This window comes from Capillimicrobium parvum (genome assembly GCF_021172045.1).
GTDB classification, from domain to species: Bacteria; Actinomycetota; Thermoleophilia; order Solirubrobacterales; family Solirubrobacteraceae; genus Capillimicrobium; species Capillimicrobium parvum.
In genome coordinates this window covers 4,565,796-4,582,501 of sequence record NZ_CP087164.1, presented here as the reverse complement: position 1 = coordinate 4,582,501, position 16,706 = coordinate 4,565,796, and the positions used below count along the sequence as shown (strand labels likewise).

At 72.7% G+C, this 16,706-nt stretch carries 13 protein-coding genes; 5 read left to right on the top strand and 8 right to left on the bottom strand.

Going from position 1 to position 16,706, the window contains the following annotated elements; genetic code table 11:
• The first annotated feature begins 74 nt into the window (after window positions 1-74).
• Window positions 75-1,604: an ATP-dependent DNA ligase gene (locus DSM104329_RS22275; RefSeq protein ID WP_407655942.1), complete on the top strand. Its 1,530-nt coding sequence runs from the start codon at window positions 75-77 to the stop codon at window positions 1,602-1,604.
• 5 nt (window positions 1,605-1,609) lie between these two features.
• Here the strand turns inward: DSM104329_RS22275 and DSM104329_RS22270 are convergent, their stop codons facing one another.
• From DSM104329_RS22270 to DSM104329_RS22255, 4 genes are all read right to left on the bottom strand, one after another.
• Entirely contained in the window at window positions 1,610-2,173 is a 564-nt protein-coding gene (locus DSM104329_RS22270) for a hypothetical protein (RefSeq protein ID WP_259312053.1), read from the bottom strand.
• 81 nt (window positions 2,174-2,254) lie between these two features.
• Window positions 2,255-3,379, bottom strand: a complete 1,125-nt coding sequence (locus DSM104329_RS22265; RefSeq protein WP_259312052.1) for an aldo/keto reductase — start codon at window positions 3,377-3,379, stop codon at window positions 2,255-2,257.
• A gap of 16 nt (window positions 3,380-3,395) precedes the next feature.
• Window positions 3,396-5,435, bottom strand: a complete 2,040-nt coding sequence (locus DSM104329_RS22260; protein ID WP_259312051.1) for an acyltransferase family protein — start codon at window positions 5,433-5,435, stop codon at window positions 3,396-3,398.
• A 26-nt stretch (window positions 5,436-5,461) separates the two neighbouring features.
• The gene (locus DSM104329_RS22255) at window positions 5,462-7,195 is read right to left on the bottom strand and encodes a glycosyltransferase (protein ID WP_259312050.1); all 1,734 of its coding nucleotides are present in this window, start codon (window positions 7,193-7,195) and stop codon (window positions 5,462-5,464) included.
• A gap of 64 nt (window positions 7,196-7,259) precedes the next feature.
• Here DSM104329_RS22255 and DSM104329_RS22250 point away from each other — a divergent pair, with 64 nt between their 5' ends.
• Window positions 7,260-7,898, top strand: a complete 639-nt coding sequence (locus DSM104329_RS22250; RefSeq protein ID WP_259312049.1) for an MSMEG_1061 family FMN-dependent PPOX-type flavoprotein — start codon at window positions 7,260-7,262, stop codon at window positions 7,896-7,898.
• A 6-nt stretch (window positions 7,899-7,904) separates the two neighbouring features.
• Here the strand turns inward: DSM104329_RS22250 and DSM104329_RS22245 are convergent, their stop codons facing one another.
• The 3 genes from DSM104329_RS22245 to DSM104329_RS22235 all read right to left on the bottom strand — a co-directional run bounded on the left by DSM104329_RS22245 (window position 7,905) and on the right by DSM104329_RS22235 (window position 12,317).
• A complete protein-coding gene (locus DSM104329_RS22245) occupies window positions 7,905-9,209 on the bottom strand; it encodes a molybdopterin-dependent oxidoreductase (protein WP_259312048.1) in 1,305 nt (434 codons plus the stop codon).
• A 137-nt stretch (window positions 9,210-9,346) separates the two neighbouring features.
• Window positions 9,347-10,099 (bottom strand): phosphodiester glycosidase family protein, encoded by a 753-nt coding sequence (locus tag DSM104329_RS22240; RefSeq protein WP_259312047.1) that lies wholly within the window; start codon window positions 10,097-10,099, stop codon window positions 9,347-9,349.
• 73 nt (window positions 10,100-10,172) lie between these two features.
• The gene (locus tag DSM104329_RS22235) at window positions 10,173-12,317 is read right to left on the bottom strand and encodes a glutamine synthetase III family protein (protein WP_259312046.1); all 2,145 of its coding nucleotides are present in this window, start codon (window positions 12,315-12,317) and stop codon (window positions 10,173-10,175) included.
• Window positions 12,318-12,623: 306 nt separating this feature from the next.
• Here DSM104329_RS22235 and DSM104329_RS22230 point away from each other — a divergent pair, with 306 nt between their 5' ends.
• From DSM104329_RS22230 to DSM104329_RS22220, 3 genes are all read left to right on the top strand, one after another.
• The gene (locus tag DSM104329_RS22230; RefSeq protein ID WP_259312045.1) at window positions 12,624-14,081 is read left to right on the top strand and encodes an ammonium transporter; all 1,458 of its coding nucleotides are present in this window, start codon (window positions 12,624-12,626) and stop codon (window positions 14,079-14,081) included.
• Window positions 14,078-14,452 carry a P-II family nitrogen regulator gene (locus DSM104329_RS22225; protein ID WP_259312044.1) on the top strand — a complete coding sequence of 125 codons (375 nt, stop codon included), beginning with the start codon at window positions 14,078-14,080 and terminating at the stop codon, window positions 14,450-14,452. The genes DSM104329_RS22230 and DSM104329_RS22225 overlap by 4 nt, the downstream gene beginning before the upstream one ends.
• A gap of 78 nt (window positions 14,453-14,530) precedes the next feature.
• A complete protein-coding gene (locus tag DSM104329_RS22220; RefSeq protein ID WP_259312043.1) occupies window positions 14,531-15,730 on the top strand; it encodes a PucR family transcriptional regulator in 1,200 nt (399 codons plus the stop codon).
• Here DSM104329_RS22220 and DSM104329_RS22215 read toward each other — a convergent pair.
• Complete coding sequence (locus DSM104329_RS22215; RefSeq protein WP_259312042.1) at window positions 15,705-16,601, bottom strand: type IV toxin-antitoxin system AbiEi family antitoxin domain-containing protein; 897 nt, start codon at window positions 16,599-16,601, stop codon at window positions 15,705-15,707. The genes DSM104329_RS22220 and DSM104329_RS22215 overlap by 26 nt on opposite strands.
• Window positions 16,602-16,706: the final 105 nt, after the last annotated feature.

Below are 16,706 nucleotides of genomic sequence, written 5' to 3'. Positions count from 1 at the left end.
GAACCGGCGGGGTGAGGACGACACTCTGGTGAGCAGCCGACCCTTCGTCAAGCGAGCGCGCCATCATGGCGCGGGTGCTGCTCGCCGACCTCGCGCACACCTCGGACGTCATCGGCGCGACCCGCTCGCGCACGGCGAAGACGACCGAGCTCGCCGCCGCGCTCGCCCACCTCCGGCCGGACGAGATCGAGGCCGGCGTCGCGTTCCTCTCGGGCGAGCTCAGGCAGCGCCAGATCGGCGTGGGGTGGGCCGCGCTGGGCGACGTCCCGGCCCCGAGCAGCACCGGCCCGCCGACGCTGGCCGTCCACGACGTCGACGCCGCGTTCGACGCGATCGGCCGGACGAGCGGACCCGGCTCGCAGGCCGCGAGGAAGCAGGCGCTCCACGCCCTGTTCGCCCAGGCCACGCCCGCGGAGCAGACCTACCTCAGACGTCTCCTCGGCGGCGACCTGCGCCAGGGCGCGCTCGAAGGCCTCATGGTCCAGGCGCTCGCCAAGGCCACCGCGACCACCCCGGCGCGCGTCCAGCGCGCCTTCATGCTCCGCGGCGACCTCGCGCCGGTCGCCCACGCCGCGCTCACCGAGGGACCGAACGCCCTGGATCGCTTTACGCTCGAGGTCGGCCGTCCCGTCCGCCCGATGCTCGCCAGACCCGCCAAGGACGTCGACGACGCGTTCGGCAAGCTCAAGGACGCCCCCGCCGCCGCCGAGGCCAAGCTCGACGGCGCGCGCATCCAGGTGCACCGCAGCGGCAGCGACGTGGCGGTCTTCACGAGGAGCCTGGACGACGTGACCGCCCGCGTGCCGGAGATCGTCGTCGCCGCCCGGGCGCTGCCGGTCGCCGACGTCGTCCTCGACGGCGAGGCGATCGCGCTCAAGCCCGGCGGCCGCCCCCAGCCGTTCCAGGTCACCGCCTCGAGGTTCGCCACCTCGAGCAAGACCCCCGCGATCGCCCTGACGCCGTTCCTCTTCGACGTCCTGCGCCTCGACGGCAACGACACGATCGACCTCCCGGGCCGGGAACGCGCCGCGCTCCTCGCCGAGCTGGTCCCGCACAACCAGCGCACGCCCCGCGAGCCCGTCACGACGACCCGGCAGGCCCGGGACTTCCTCGCCCGCACCCTCGACGCCGGCCACGAGGGCATCATGCTCAAGGCCCTCGATGCCCCGTACGCCGCCGGCAGCCGCGGCGCCGGCTGGCTGAAGGTCAAGCCGGTCCACACGCTCGACCTCGTCGTCCTCGCCGCCGAATGGGGCCACGGCCGCCGCCGGGGCTGGCTCAGCAACCTCCACCTCGGCGCGCGCGACCCCGGCGACTCCACGGCGACGAGCTTCGTCATGCTCGGCAAGACCTTCAAGGGCCTCACCGACGAGATGCTCGCCTGGCAGACCCGGCGCCTGCTCGAGCTCGAGACGGCCCGCACGCGCTACGCCGTGCAGGTCCGTCCCGAGCTCGTCGTCGAGATCGCGTTCGACGGCATCCAGACCAGCCCGCGCTACCCCGGCGGGGTGGCGCTGCGCTTCGCCCGCGTGATCCGCCACCGCCCGGACAAGCCGGCGGCGGAGGCGGACACGCTCGACGCGGTGCTGTCCGTCGCCGGCTGAGCCGATCAGGCGCGCATCATCGTCGCGTGCAGCGACATGTCCTCGAACGCCGGCGGGCCTGTGAGCCCTGCCGTCTCGAATGCCGGCCGGACCCGCTCCTCGAGGAACGCGTCGCGTGCCTCCTTCGAGGTCCACGTGTCGATGACGAACCACCCGCCCTCGTCCGGACCGTTGACGTGGAACACGATCTCGTCGGGCAGCGGCAGGACCTGGGCGTCCGCCGCGTGGAACGTCTCGGCGGTGACGCCGGGCATGCGGACGACCTGCAGCAGCGCGGCATCCGAGCCGGCCGAGCCGCCCTCCCGCACCTGTGCGACCTCCAGCCGCTGGACGCGCGGCTCGGCCAGCCCGTGGGCCTGCGTGGCCGGAGCGACCGTGCGCGCCGTGAAGTCCTGGAACGCCTCGTCGGTCTCCCAGACGTCGACGACGCGCCACCCCGTCTCGGTCGGTCCAGCGGCGTGGTAGAGCGCGCCCGGCGGGGTGCGGCCGCCGAGCTGCATCTCCTCGATGACCGCGTCGTACTGGGCGGACGTCGCTCCGTCGAAGTCCAGGATGAACGCGACAGGCATGGTGGGACTCCTCTCTCCGGGATCCACTGCCGACCGTACGCCTCTCCGGTGCCTCCGACAACCCGGATCACCGCAGCTCGGCTACGCCGTCTTGACGAGATCCCGCGCGGGATCGATGCGCCACCGCGACGCCACCTCGGCCAGCGAGGAGTCCAGCGACCAGCGGTCGGGCTGCGGCTCACCGGCGTGGTCGAGCGCGGCGCCCTTGAGCACCATCGAACCGGTGTTGTCGCCGATCGCGCGCAGCTCTTCGATCTCCGGATCCGAGAGCACGACCGACGCCGGCACGCCCGCGAGCTCGGCCCGCTTGGATTCGACCGTCCGCGCGTCCGGCCCCGCCTCCTGGATGAGCGTCGGCGCGACGCAGGACACCGTCGGCTGGGCGAGGTCCCACTGGCACGCGAGCTGCATGACCGTGAGCCCGTGGCGCTCGGCGATCGGGCGCATGCGCTCGAGGCGCTCGTCGCCGCGCTCGACCCACCCCGCGGGCCGGAACAGCCGGTGATCCTTCTCGCGGAACACGTGCCCGGGGTGGACGTCGTCCCAGAACAGCCCGCCGTAGTCGGCGACGCGCGTGATCGTGCGCACCCCGTGCTCGGCCGCCGCGTCGAGCACGAGCGACCCCGGCCACGGCTCCATCGGGCTGAGGATGATCATCGCCCAGTCCAGCGACGGGCCGAACCGCTCGAAGCAGTCGATCAGGTCGAGCGTGAAGCCGTTCGCCGGCCCGGGCGCGACGCCCAGCATCCGCGTCAGCCCCGCCGCCCGCACCGCCTCCATGGCCTCCCAGACGCGCGGGTCGCTGTAGCCGGTGCGATCCGGGTTGTGCAGCTGAAGGAGGTCGAACGCGTCGACGCCGCAGCGCTCGAGCGAGCGCTCCGTGGCCTCGCGCGCATAGGACGCCCATTGCGACGGATCGCGCGTGGAGGTGAACCGCGGAAAGCCCTTGGACCCCGCGCGCTCGCCCTCGTAGAAGTCATGACCGATCGCGCCGACGAGGCAGTACGAGTCCCGTGGCACGCCCGAGAGCGCCCGGCCGACGAGCCGGTCCGCCTCGCCCTCGCCGTAGACGTCGGCGGTGAGGACGGTGTCGATGCCGTCGCCGGGGCGCAGCAGCGCGGTCAGGCGGTCGTCGTCGAGCGGCTCGCCGAAGTGCATGAAGCGTCCCCCGGACCAGGAGCCCAGAGCGGTGTGAGTCGGGTCCATCGGCATGCCGATGAGGTTACTTGCGCAACGGCGGCAGCCGGCGCGAGAGCCACGGCCCGAGCGTGCGCGAGTACGTCGCGGTGATGTGGTTGTTGTCGCGGTAGACGAGCACGTCGCCGATCACCGCGGGGCACTTCTCGCCCGGGCACAGCACCGGCAGCGGATCGATCACGGCGACGCCCGCCACGCGGCCCGCCGCGATCTTGTTGATCGGCGGCCCCTCGACGCTGCCCGCCTTCGGGAAGGCGCACTTCTCGAGCTCGTGCAGCGCGTCGGAAACGCACGCGGGCACGTTCGTCGGTGCGGTCGGCCCGTTCGCCATGACGACGACCGGCGCGCCGGTCCCCCGCAGCCGGCGCAGCGTCCTCGCGGTGCCCTCGCTCAGCGCGCGGACCGACTCCGGGCTGAACGGCCCGTAGCGCTTGTCGCCGTCCATGTACTCGTACCGGCTGACGGAGTCGGTGACGATCAGCCGCGGCTTCTCCTTGCGCACGATGCGCCGCAGCGTGCGCTCGCGCCACGTGTCGCACTCGTCGTACTCGCGGCCGAGCGGGCCGTTGTAGATCGGCGTCATCGCGATCGTGCAGCCCTGCTTGGCGAGCGTCACCAGCCGCCAGCCGCGGCGCTTGGCGGCCACGTCCATCGCCGGTCCCCACATCATCGCGTGCGAGTCGCCGAACAGCACGACGGTCCTCCTCGAGCGCTTGTCGCCGTACACGCACGCCGGCGAGTCGAGCCCCTCGTGCCCGACGAAGCAGCCGTCGTACATCTGGGGCTGGTCGCCGTCGGCGTCGCGCGGGTTGGGGCGCAGCTTGTCGGCGGTCTGCTGGACCTCGGGGCCCTTCGTCAGCGCGGCGGCGCCCGCGACCTCGCTCGCCGCCGCCGTTCGCACGCTCGGCGCGGTCGTCGACAGCAGCACGCCGCCGACGACGGCCACCGCGATGCAGACCGCGCCCAGCCGCAGCGCCCGGGCCGGGCGCGCCGCGAGCGCGGGGGAGTGGTGGAAGCGCTCCTCGACGAGGTGGTGGCCGGCGATCGTCGGCACGAGCGAGAAGGCGAGGACGGCGAGCCCCTGGGCGCCGGTCAGCGGACCCCACTCGGCGGTCGCGAACACGAGCAGCGGCCAGTGCCACAGATACCAGGAGTAGGAGATCTTGCCGACGAAGCGCATCGGGGCGACGTCGAGCACCGGCAGCGGCGCCGCATATCCGGCCGCGATGACCGCGGCGGTGCCGAGGACCGGCAGCAGCGCGGCGGTGCCCGGGAACGGGGTCGCCTCGCTGTAGGTCACGGTGGCGATCGCGATCGCCAGGAGCCCCGCCGCGCCGACTGCGTAGGCCGCGGCGCGCGGGATCCGCCGCACCATCGCCGCACCCCGCCCCGTGAGCAGGAGGGCCAGCAGCCCGCCGACCGCGAGCTCCCACGCGCGGGTGAGCGTCGAGAAGTACGCGACGCTCGCCACCCGGTCGGTGAGGTGCACGCCGTAGACGAACGAGCCGACCGCGATGATCGTCAGCGCGCCCCAGACGACCGGGCGCACCGACTTGCCCGCGCGCCGGCGCCGCCACGTGATGGCGAGCAGCAGCGACGGCCACACGAGGTAGAACTGCTCCTCGACCGCGAGCGACCAGAAGTGGCGCAGCGGGCTCGCGTCCTGCGTCGACGCGAAGTAGTCGATCGCCTGCGAGGCGAAGCGCCAGTTCACGACCGACAGCGCCGAGGCGACGATGTCGCCGGACACCTGGTCGCGGCGCAGCGGGCTGAACATGATCGCCGACACGACCGCGACGAACGCGAGGACGATCGCCGCCATCGGCAGCAGCCGCTTCGCGCGCCGGCCGTAGAAGGCGCTCAGGGTGATCCGGCCCTTGCGCTCGAGCTCGCCGACCAGCAGGCCGCTGATCAAGAAGCCGGAGATGACGAAGAAGACGTCGACCCCGACATAGCCGCCCGCGAACACGGCCAGGCCGGCATGGCAGAGCACGACGGTGCCGACGGCAACCGCACGCAGGCCCTCGATGTCGCCCCGGAAGGCGGCGCGGGTCGGCTCGGCCATCAAGCCAAGCTACAAGTCGGCGATGGTCAGGCGGTGGCCGCGAGCGGCGCGATGATCGCGTGCAGCCCTTCGAGCAGGCCCTCGTCGACCCGCACCCGCCCCGTGACCTCGAGGCGGTCGGCGACGAACGCGCGTGCCTCGCCGGGGCGGCCGGCGGACACCAGCGCCCGCGCGTGCAGCTGCCAGCCGACGACGTTGATGGGCAGGCGCTCGACCACCTCGGCGCTGTGGAGCACCGCCTCGGCGGGCCGCAGCCCGAGCAGGCAGATCGCGAGCTCCATGCGCACGACCGGGTCCTCGCCGGAGCGGTCCAGCGCCTCGGCGAGCAGGGCCGCGCGCGTCTCGAGGTCGTCTGCGGTGAGGGTCGCGGCGAGCCGCAGCGCGGCGACGAGCGTGAGCCGCGACAGGTCGGGTCGCGGGTCCGCGCCCGAGAGGATCGGGACCTGGCGGCGGGTGCGCCAGGCGAGCGTGTCGACGATCGGGAGGCGGTCGGGCTGCGCGGTCGCCCGGCCGGCTCGGAGGTCGTCGGCGAGCGCGAGCGCCATGGCGCGGCCGGCTTCGGGCTGCCCGGCGGCGGAGACGAGCTGGGCGCGGCTGAGGCGCGCGACCGCGTCGCCCGGGTCGGCGGCGATGGCGCGCAGGAGGTGCTCGTCGGCCCAGCCGACCGCCTCGGCCGCCTGCGGGTGCCCGCTGCCGGCGAGTGCGGCGTAGAGCGCGGCGCGGGCGACCTGGACCGCGCCGTCGGACGGGTCGATGCGGTCGGCGGGGTCCAGCAGCAGCTCGCAGGACTCGGGCACCTCGTCGTCGCGCACGCTGAGGGCGTGGGCGGCGCAGCGCCCGCCCGCGCGGGCGACGTCGAGGGGGCGGCGCCGGCGGGCCACCGACTCGAGATGGCCCAGGAGCTGGTCCAGTCGCTGGACGGGGCCGTGCTGCTGCACGCGCTCCCAGCCGGCGCGGGCGATCGCGCGGCGCTCGTCGTCGTGGTGCAGGTAGTGCTCGACGAGGGCCTCGATGTTGCCGTCGTCGTAGACGACCACCTCCCGGCCGAGCGCGAACCAGCGCGCGGCCTCGGGCGCCGCGCCCGCGTCGATGAGCGTCATCGCGCCGCAGGCGGGCGCCTCGAAGGCACGCATGTTCACGTCGCCGGTGAGGCTGAAGTTGAACGCGATCTTCGAGCCCTGGACGAAGCGGACGTAGTCGGCGCCGAAGCGGCCCGAGCCGAGCTCGACGCGGATGCCGGGGCGCAGGCGGGTCAGGCGGCCGAGCCAGCGGTTGCGCTCGTGCTGGATGGCCTCGTTGAAGTTGCCCAGGAAGCCGACGTCGCGCTCGGCGGGCGCGTCCCAGTCGGGGCGGTGCACGCGCGGGTCGAACGTCCAGGGGCAGCACTCGGCGACGTCGACCACGTCGGTGACCCGCGCGCGGCGCAGGGCGGCGACCCCGGTGGCGTCGGCGAGGACGAGGTCGGCCTGGTCGGCGATCCACGAAACCGCCTGCCAGTTCGCGTACCAGTCGCCGACCCACAGGACGACGGGGCAGGGCAGCGCGCCGATCAACGGCGGCACCGGGTGGTACTCGGGCGAGCAGAACAGCGCGACGTCGGGCGCCCAGCCGTCCGGGACCACGGCGCGCCACCAGTCCTCGCGCGGATACGCCCACGCGCGGCGGATCGCGGCGCGGTCGAGCGCGACGACATCGTGGCGCTCGGCGGCGAGGCCGGCGACGCAGTCCAGCCACTCGAGGCCGTTGCCCAGGATGCGCATGTCAGCCCGGACAGTCGGGCGTTGCCGCCGGTTCTTGACCGAACCGCTCCGTTAAGCTGCCCGCGTGGCAGCCGCCGACGCCGATCAGCCCACGGGCCTGGCCGCCGACGCGCTGCGCGAGCAGTACGGCGAGCCGAGCCCCATCGCGCTCGCGCTCATCAAGGACCACCTCGACGAGGTCCATCGGCAGTTCGTCGCGCACTCGCCGCTCGTGTGCATCGCGACCGTCGACGAGGAGGGCGCGCCGACGGTCTCGCCGAAGGGCGACGCGCCGGGGTTCGTCACCGTGCTCGACGAGCGCACGCTGCTCCTGCCCGACCGTCCCGGCAACAACAAGATCCTCACGTTGTCGCACGCGGCGGCCGACCCGCGCGTGGCGCTGCTGTTCTTCGTGCCGGGCGTCCGCGAGATGCTGCGCGTCCACGGCGACGCCGAGGTCACCCAGGAGCCGTCGCTGCTCGAGCACGGCCGCGCGAACGGCCGCCTGCCGCCGAGCGCCCTGCTCGTCCGCGTCCGCACGGCGTACCTGCACTGCGGCAAGGCCGCCATCCGCGCGAAGCTGTGGGACCCGGAGCGCCACGTCGAGCCGGGCACGCTGCCGAGCCTCGGCAAGGTGCTCACCGAGCAGCGGCTGGTCGAGACGCGCGACACCGAGGCGCTCGACGAGCTCGTCGAGCAGACGTACCGCCAGACGCTGTACTGAGCGGCGTCAGTCCGGGCCGGCCGGGCCCCAGCGCTCGGTGCGGATCCGCTCCCAGTCGAGCCCGAGCCCGGCGAGCGCCTGCGCGGCGCTGTCGACGAAGCCGTGGCTGCCGCAGACGAACGCGGCGGTGTCCGGACGCGCATGGGCGGCGATGACGTCCGGCGTCAGACGGCCGGTGAGGCCCGTCCACCCGGGCGGCGGGCGGCGCGTGTAGGTGACGGTCGTCTCGGCTCCGAGCTCGTCGCGGTAGAGCAGGTCCTCGGGCGCGCGGACGGAGTACAGGAGGTGCACGTCGAGGCTGGGCGCGACGTGCCGGGCGTGGCGCAGCATCGCCATGAGCGGCACGACGCCCGAGCCGCCGCCGACCAGCAGCAGCGGCGCCTGCCCGCGCCACGTGAAGTAGTTGCCGACCGGCCCACGGACCTCGATGCGGTCGCCCGGCACGACGTGGTCGTGCAGGTGCGGGGAGACCTCGCCGTCCTCGAGCCGGTCGACGGTGATCTCCACCCAGTCGCCGTCGAGCGGGGAGGACGCGGCCGAGTACGACCGCTCCGCGGTGTAGCCGCCGGGTGCGCTCAGGCGGACGTCGTAGTGCTGGCCGGGGACGTGTGCGGCCGGCGTCGCCGGTGCGAGCCGCAGCGTGCGGGCGGCCGCCGACTCGCGGCGCGTGGCGACGACCGTGGCCGTCTGCCACTCGCGCCGCTCGCGCGGGATCGAGTAGCGCTCCTCGCGCCAGGGGTCGCCGTCGTTGTGGTAGCCGTGGCGCTCGTGGAACCCGGGCTCGTCTCGGTCGAGGACGCGCAGCCCCGCCAGCCACTTCGCCGACTTCCACAGGTACCGGTGCGGGACGAGCAGCCGGACGGGCCCGCCGTGTGCGCGCGCCAGCGGGCGGCCCTCGTGCTCCCAGACGACCCACGCCCGACCGCCGCGGAGGTCGCCGAGCGGCAGGTTCGTCGTGTAGCCGCCGTAGGACCGCGCGATCGCGTGGGTCGCGCCCGGCCGCAGGGTCACCCGGTCGAGCAGCGCGTCCACCGATACGCCGGTGAACGACGTGTCGAGCTTGGACCACGCCGTCACGCAGTGGATGTCGCCGCGGTACTCGGAGCGCGGCAGCGCGCGCAGGTCGGCCAGGGTGAGCTCGACCGGCGCGTCCACGTGCCCGTCGATGGTCATGCGCCAGTCGTCGGGCGCGATCGCGGGGGTGGGGCCCACGGTCAGGATCGGGAAGCCGTCGTCGACGTGCTGGCCGGGCGGCAGCCGGGCCGCGACCGCGGCGGAGGGCGGGCGTCCGGTGAAGCGCTCCTCGGCCATGGCCCGGCCCAGTCTCGCGTCGGCGCGGCGCGGCTGCGAGCGGACCGCGCCCGCCGGGTTGGAGCTTCCCTAGTGCAGCCGTCCGGAAGTTCTTCGAGGTATTCCACCGAGACCCGAAGAACTTGCGGATGGGTGTACTAGCTCGAGACCGGGTCGAAGAGCAGCGCGGTGAGGATCGGCCGCGACTCCGGCGCCGGCTGGTCGTCGTTCGAGTACGGGCGGTTGAGGAGGTGCCCGCGGTGCACGAGCGTCGACGATCCGCCGCCGTCGAGGTTGATCGCCTCGTGGGCGCCGTAGGACACGAGCAGCCGGGCGAGCTCGCCGAGCTCCAGGCCGACGTCGACCCCCGACCGCCGCCCGTCGCAGCACACCGCCAGCAGCTCGTCGCCGCTCACGCCGAGCGCGCAGCGCGGGTAGCGGCCGATCGTGATGTCCGAGTCGAACTGCGACGCGCCGGCCGAGAAGCCCTCGCGGTCGCCGTCCTCGACGACCACCCGATCCTCGTGGACGAGCAGCGGTCCCGCCTGCACGAGGTCGCCGTCGGGCGCGGCGCCGAACGCCTCCCGCGGGCCAAGCGTCACGCCGTACTCGTCGACGTACACGCAGGACCGCGAACCGGTCCACGGCTGCGCGACGGGCTCGTGCTCGACCGCCGCGCCGCCGAGCCGGACCTCGCCGAGCGGCCGGTACGGGTCGCGGACGAAGAAGCCCGCGACGATCGCCTCCGGGCGGCGGTGCGCGGCGCACCAGTGGTCCAGGCGCGTGGGCTCCTCGAAGGAGTGGATCGTCACGCGCGTCGCGCGCAGCGGATGGCGGACGAGGTAGACCGTCGTCTCGCCCCGGTCGCGCGTGCGGAACCGCAGCAGCTCGTAGACGATCCCGGCGCTCATCGCGGACGGGAGCCTACGCCGCGCCCGCGCCCGCGCCCGCGCCGCCAGACCGTCGCGCGTTGTCGCGGGCTCGTTACTTGATGAACAGCATCTCCCAGTACTTGGGCAGCGGCCACAGGTCGTCGGCCACGATGCGCTCGAGCTTGTCGGCCACCTCGCGGACGGCGTCCATCGCCGGGATCACGGTCTCGAGCATGTACCGAGCCTCCTGCTTGATGGTGTCGTCCTCGTGGATCTCGTTGACCGACTCGAGCTTCTGGATCGCGAACACCAGCTCGCGCAGCAGCTCCTCGGTCTCGCCGATGAGCGTCTCGCTGCCGGCCGCCCGCAGCTCCGCCAGGTGGCGGACGACGGCCGGGAGGATCTGCGTCCGGGCGATGCTCGCCGCCGTCTCGGCCTCGATGTTGAGCTTGACGACGTACTGCTCGGTGAGCACCTCCTCGCGCGCCTCGAGCTCGCGCTCGGAGAGCACGTTGTACTTCGCGAACGCCGCGACCGTCTGCTCGTTCGTCAGCCACGGCAGGGCGGCCGGGGTCGCCGGGAGGTTCAGCAGGCCGCGGGCCTCGGCCTCCTGGTGCCACTCCTCCGAGTAGCCGTCGCCGTCGAACACGATCTGCTTGTTGGCGGCGTAGACGTCCTTGACCACCTCGAGCACCGCCTCCATCAGCGGCTTGCCGCTGTCGACCAGGGGCCGCAGCTGGGCGGTCAGGTCGTCCATGGCCTCGGCCGCGATGGTGTTGAGCACCGTGTTCGGGAGCGACAGCGACATCGACGAGCCGAGTGCGCGGAACTCGAACTTGTTGCCGGTGAACGCGAACGGCGAGGTGCGGTTGCGGTCGCCGCCGTGCTTGGGCAGCACCGGCAGCAGCGGCGTGCCGAGCTCCAGCGTCTCCTTCACGGTGCCGCCGTCGCCCGAGCCGCTCTCGATCGCCTCGAAGGCCTTCGTCAGCTCGGAGCCCAGGAAGATCGAGATGATCGCCGGCGGCGCCTCGTTGGCGCCCAGGCGATGGTCCTGTCCAGCGTTGGCGACCGACGCGCGCAGCAGCGCCTGGTGCCGGTTGACGGCCTGGATGACCGCCGCGCAGAAGAACAGGAACGTCAGGTTCTCCTGCGGGGTGTCGCCCGGGTCGAGCAGGTTGACGCCCTTGTCGGTCCCCATCGACCAGTTGTTGTGCTTGCCGGATCCGTTGACGCCGGCGAACGGCTTCTCGTGCAGCAGGCAGACGAGGCCGTAGTCGCGCGCCTTGTTCTGCAGGATCTGCATCGTCAGCTGCTGGTGGTCGCTGGCGACGTTCGAGTTCTCGAAGATCGGGGCGAGCTCGTACTGGTTCGGCGCGACCTCGTTGTGGCGCGTCTTGATCGGGATGCCGAGCCGCTGCAGCTCGCGCTCGGCGTCCATCATGAACGCGAGGATCCGCTCGGGGATGGAGCCGAAGTAGTGGTCGTCGAGCTCGTGGCCCTTCGGCGGCTTGGCGCCGAACAGCGTGCGCCCCGTGTTCACGAGGTCCGCGCGCTCGAAGTAGTACTGCTCGTCGATCAGGAAGTACTCCTGCTCGGGACCGACCGTGGTGAAGACGTGGTTGGCCTCGACGCCGAGCAGCTCACACGCGCGCACGGCCGAGTTCGACAGGGCCTCCATCGAGCGCATCAGCGGGATCTTCTGGTCGAGCGCCTCGCCGGTCCACGAGACGAACGCGGTCGGGATGCACAGCAGAGCGCCGTTCGGGTTCTCGAGGATGAAGGCGGGGGACGTCGGGTCCCAGGCGGTGTAGCCGCGCGCCTCGAACGTGGCCCGGATGCCGCCGGTGGGGAACGACGACGCGTCCGGCTCGCCCTGGATGAGCTCCTTGCCCTTGAACTCGGTGATCGCGGTGCCGTCGCCCTGCGGGTCGAAGAACGAGTCGTGCTTCTCGGCGGTCAGCCCGGTGAGCGGCTGGAACCAGTGCGTGTAGTGGGTCGCGCCCTTCTCGAGCGCCCACTCCTTCATCGCGTTGGCGACCTCGTTGGCGAGCCCGAGATCGAGGCCCTCGCCCTTGGCGACGGCGATCTGGAGCTTGCGGTAGGTGTCCTTCGACAGCCGGTCCTTCTGGATGGCGGGCGAGAAGACGTTCTCGCCGTAGTAGTCGATGTTCTCCGTCAGATCGGTCGGGCCGAGTGCGCCGTTGGCCGCCCACTGGGCGGCGGTGACGTTCTGCTGGCGGGTCCTCGGGGCGGGCATGGGTGGGGTTCGTCCTTCTCGTCGACGGGATTCGGCTCGTGGGCGAGGCTACGGCAGCGGGCTGGGCGCGACCTTATCCCCGTGGATAAAGAACGGCCAGCCGGATTCGCACTCCGGGCCAACGGGGCGATCGCACGCGCCCCGCCTCCCGGACGCGGAGGCCGGTACGACGCCTGCCGGGCTCGAACCTCCCGAGTTCGACAGCCTGGACAAGTCGCGCTGGGCGATCTTTCGACACTGGTCCAATGACCCGTCCCGGCCGCTGCCTGAGCATGAGCGCCACCTGTCAACGAATCAGGAGGGCTCATGCCTCACCCCCGCCTGGGGCGGGCCGTCATCGCCGGCGTGCTCGTATCGCTTCTGCTGCCAGCGGCCGCGCTCGCACAGGACGGACCATCGATCGGTGACCTCGCCGATCAGCTCAACGTGACCTGGGTGATCGTGGCCGCCGTGCTGGTCATGTTCATGCAGGCCGGCTTCGCGCTCCTCGAGATCGGCTTCTCGCGCGGCAAGAACGTCGGTGCCGTGGTCGCGAAGATCCTCATGAACTTCTCGATCGCCTCGATCGTCTACTGGGCCGTCGGTTTTGCCATCGCCTTCGGTGGGGGGGCGAAGCTGGCCGGCGACTCCGGGTTCTTCTTCTCCTTCGGCCACACCATCAACGCCGGGAGCTTCGTCGAGGGCCAGATCACCGGATCCACGGCGGCGTTCTTCTTCTTCCAGTTCGTGTTCTGCGCGGTCTCGCTGGCGATCGTCTGGGGCACCACGCTGGAGCGCATCAAGCTGATCGCCTATCCGATCTACGCGGTGGTCTTCGCGGCGGTCATCTACCCGCTCGTCTCGCACTGGATCTGGGGCGGCGGCTGGCTGGCCAGCGTCGGCAACGGCATGCAGGACTTCGCCGGCTCGACGATCGTCCACCTCACCGGCGCCACGGGGGCGCTGGCCGCGCTGCTCCTGCTCGGGCCGCGCAAGGGCAAGTACGCGCCCAACGGCAAGCCGCGGGCGATCCCGGGGCACAACATGCCCCTGTTCGGCCTGGGCGTGCTCATCCTGTGGCTCGGCTGGTTCGGCTTCAACCCCGGCTCGACGCTGGGCACGGCCGACAACCGCTTCGCCGAGATCGTCGTGGTGACGAACCTGGCCGCGGCGGCGGGTGTGATCGGCGCGGGCGCGACGATCTACCTGCTGCAGAAGAAGCTGGACGTCGGCATGGTGGGCAACGGCGCGATCGCGGCGCTCGTCGCCATCACCGCGCCGTCGGGCTACGTCGAGTTCTGGGCGGCGCCGATCATCGGCCTGGTCGCGGGGATCATCGTCGTGTTCGCCGTCCTGGCGATCGACAAGAGGATCGACGACCCGGTGGGCGCGCTGTCGGCGCACGGCGTGGCCGGCATCTGGGGCACGCTCGCGTGCGGCCTGTTCACGTCGACCCGGCTGGCCAAGTACAACGGCATCGGCGATCCCGGCCTGTTCTACAGCGGCTCGTTCAAGCAGCTGGGCGTCCAGGCGGTCGGCGTGGCGGCGGCGTTCACCCTCGTGTTCGTCCTCTCGATGATCACGTTCGGCTCGATCAAGGCGCTCTTCGGCCTGCGCGTCAGCGAAGACGAGGAGGATGCAGGCCTGGACATCTCCGAGCACGGCATGTACGGGTATCCGGAGCAGTTCATCCCGACGCCCGAGCTCGAGGGGTACGGCGCGCTGTCGTCGCGGCCCTACGCGCCCGCGGCGCCTGCCCCGACGTCTCAGGAGGTCCCAGCATGAAGATGGTCGTCGCCTACGTCCGGCACGAGGCGTTCGAGCCCATCCGAATGGAGCTGCTGAACCTCGGCTTCCCCTCATTGACGATCAGCGAGGTCAAGGGGTCGGGACGGCAGAAGGGCATCACCGAGCGCTACCGCGGCGCGGAGCTGACGAACTACCTGCGGCCCAAGGTCAAGATCGAGTGCGTCGTGGCAGACGGCGACGCGCAGACGATCGTCGACACCGTGCTCAAGCATGGGCGCACGGGAGCCGTCGGAGACGGCAAGGTGTTCGTGCTGCCCGTGGAGCAGGCCTTCAGGGTCCGTACCGGCGAGTCCGGCGAGGAGATCCTGCAGGCGCACCCCGACGCGGCGGCGTCGGCCTCGCCCTAGCGAACCCGGCATGGATGCGCCGTGGGTGGCGGGCCGATCGCCCGCCGCCCACGGCCATGCTGCCCTGCCGCTCGTCTGATGGCTCAAGCCCACCCCGACTCTCGAGATCCCTCCGTCGACGGCCTGGTCGCCCGGCTGCGCGCGCTGCACCTGCAGATGGTGGACGCGGTGCTCACCGGAGAGGGCCTCATCCGGGTCGCCCAGCTCGCGTCCGACGCCTGTGGGGGGCCCGTGGCGATCATCGTGCCGCGGCTGGCCGTGGCCGTCATGCATCCCGAGGGCACCGAGATCGGCGAGCTGCGCCGGTTCGCGGCCGAGCGGGTCAAGGGCCGGCCGTCGGCGCTGCCGTCGTCGCTGGTCGCCGAGGCGCCGATCACGTCGGGGGACGAGACCATCGGGGTCGTGGCGCTCCTGCCCGGCGACGCGCCGCCCGCGCCCCAGGCCTCGGACTTCCTGCACCTGGCCGCCGTCGCGTCGCTGACGGAGGTCGCCGTGGAGGAGGCCAAGGAGGAGGTCGAGCAGAACCTCCGAGGCTCGCTGCTGGAGGAGCTGCGATCGCGACCGGATCTCGACGCGCGCGACGTGGTGCGGCGTGCAGGCCGGCTCGGCTGCGACCTGTCGCGCGGCGCGGTCGTCCTGTGCGCCGAGCTGACCACGGACCGTCCACGGCACGTCGTCGCGACGATCTCCGGCGAGCATCCGGGCGCGCTGGCCCAGCACATGGACGACGCGCGCGTGTACGCGCTGCTGCCCGCGGTGGGCGCCGACGACGCGCCCGAGCGGACGCTCGAGGCCGCGCGCCGGCTGGCGACGCGGCTGCAGCGCCACGGGACGGTGGGCGCGTCCTCGTTCTACTCGGATCCCGCCGACATCGCGCGGGCGATCCAGGAGGCCGAGCTCGTGCTCGACGTGCTGCGCCAGTCCGATGCGCCGATCGCCGAGGACATCGGCACGGGCACGTACCGGCTGCTGTTTCGCGTGCTCGCCTCGCACCCGGAGGAGGTGCGGTCCTTCTACGAGGACACGGTCGAGCCGATCGTCCGCTACGACGACCAGTACCGGACCGACCTCGTGGGCACGCTCGAGGCCTATCTCGAGCAGAACTGCAACATGAACGCGACCGCGGCGACGATCTACGCGCATCGCCACACCGTCGCGTACCGGCTGGACCGGGTGAAGGAGCTGACCGGGCTTGACCCGATGCAGTCCGAGGACCGCGAGCGGCTCGGGCTCGGGCTGAAGGCGTACCGCATCATCGCTCCGCGGCTGCCGCGGTAGCTCGCGAGAGCGCCGCGGCGATCGTGGCGGCGACGGCCGCGGCGTCGTCGGCGATGCGGCGGTCGGTGAACCGCATCACGCGATAGCCGCGGGCCTGGAGGTCGGCATCGCGCCGTCGGTCGCGTTCGAAGGCGGAGGTCGTGCCGTGGAAGCCGCGCGTGTCGAGCTCGACGACCAGCTTCTGATCGGGCCAGACCAGGTCCACCTCGTAGCCGTGGAGCCAGAGGTTGGCGCTCGGGCGGGGGAGGCCGTGGTCGCGAATGAGCGCGAGCGCGGCGCGTTCGAGGCCCGAGCGGGTGAACGCGGGCTCGGGCGTGTGGAGCTCGAGTGCGGTGGCGAGGGGTCTGAGGCCGCGGCGCCCCGGGTTGCGCGCCATGACCTCGCGGACCGCCGGGACATCGAGGAGCCCCTGCCGATCGGCCTCCTCGACCGCGCGGGGGAGCCGGGACGGTGCCACCTCGCCGACGTCGAGCAGCGTCCGGGCGACCGTCGTGACCGGGATGCCGCGCACGACGGTCCAGTCGGCGGGGTCCAGGCGACCGCGGTGCACGCGGACGCGGCGCGCCCGCCGGCGCCGGCCCCCGGCGCCGGGGACGGTCACCTCGTGGTACGGGCCGGCCCAGCGCATCACGCCCCGCATCTCGCCCGCGGACCGGTGCGACAGCGCGGCCCCGGGCCCGGCGGCGAGCACGGCCGCCATCCGGTGGCCGTCGGCGGTCAGCGCCTGGTGGCCCACGGCGTAGACCCCGCGATGCAGGCGCAGCAGGCGGCCGTCGGCGGTCCAGCGGGCGATCGTCGAACTGCTGACGCCGAGTGCGTTCAGCTGCCGGGCGGCGACCACTCCGTGCTGTTGGTGCGCCAGCACGGCCACCGCTCGCGGACGTGCGTCAGGTTTGTCCCGAGGGGTGGGCAGAAGGTGACGCACGTCGGGCATGTCGCCATCGTCGCGCGGCGCGTGTGACGAATCACCACGTGT

Bases quoted from the DNA above. Each gene is read 5' to 3' on its own strand.
- DSM104329_RS22270 (WP_259312053.1), bottom strand. From the start codon at position 2,173: ATGCCTGTCGCGTTCATCCTGGACTTCGACGGAGCGACGTCCGCCCAG.
- DSM104329_RS22265 (WP_259312052.1), bottom strand. From the start codon at position 3,379: ATGGACCCGACTCACACCGCTCTGGGCTCCTGGTCCGGGGGACGCTTC.
- DSM104329_RS22260 (WP_259312051.1), bottom strand. From the start codon at position 5,435: ATGGCCGAGCCGACCCGCGCCGCCTTCCGGGGCGACATCGAGGGCCTG.
- DSM104329_RS22255 (WP_259312050.1), bottom strand. From the start codon at position 7,195: ATGCGCATCCTGGGCAACGGCCTCGAGTGGCTGGACTGCGTCGCCGGC.
- DSM104329_RS22245 (WP_259312048.1), bottom strand. From the start codon at position 9,209: ATGGCCGAGGAGCGCTTCACCGGACGCCCGCCCTCCGCCGCGGTCGCG.
- DSM104329_RS22240 (WP_259312047.1), bottom strand. From the start codon at position 10,099: ATGAGCGCCGGGATCGTCTACGAGCTGCTGCGGTTCCGCACGCGCGAC.
- DSM104329_RS22235 (WP_259312046.1), bottom strand. From the start codon at position 12,317: ATGCCCGCCCCGAGGACCCGCCAGCAGAACGTCACCGCCGCCCAGTGG.
- DSM104329_RS22230 (WP_259312045.1), top strand. From the start codon at position 12,624: ATGCCTCACCCCCGCCTGGGGCGGGCCGTCATCGCCGGCGTGCTCGTA.
- DSM104329_RS22225 (WP_259312044.1), top strand. From the start codon at position 14,078: ATGAAGATGGTCGTCGCCTACGTCCGGCACGAGGCGTTCGAGCCCATC.
- DSM104329_RS22220 (WP_259312043.1), top strand. From the start codon at position 14,531: ATGGCTCAAGCCCACCCCGACTCTCGAGATCCCTCCGTCGACGGCCTG.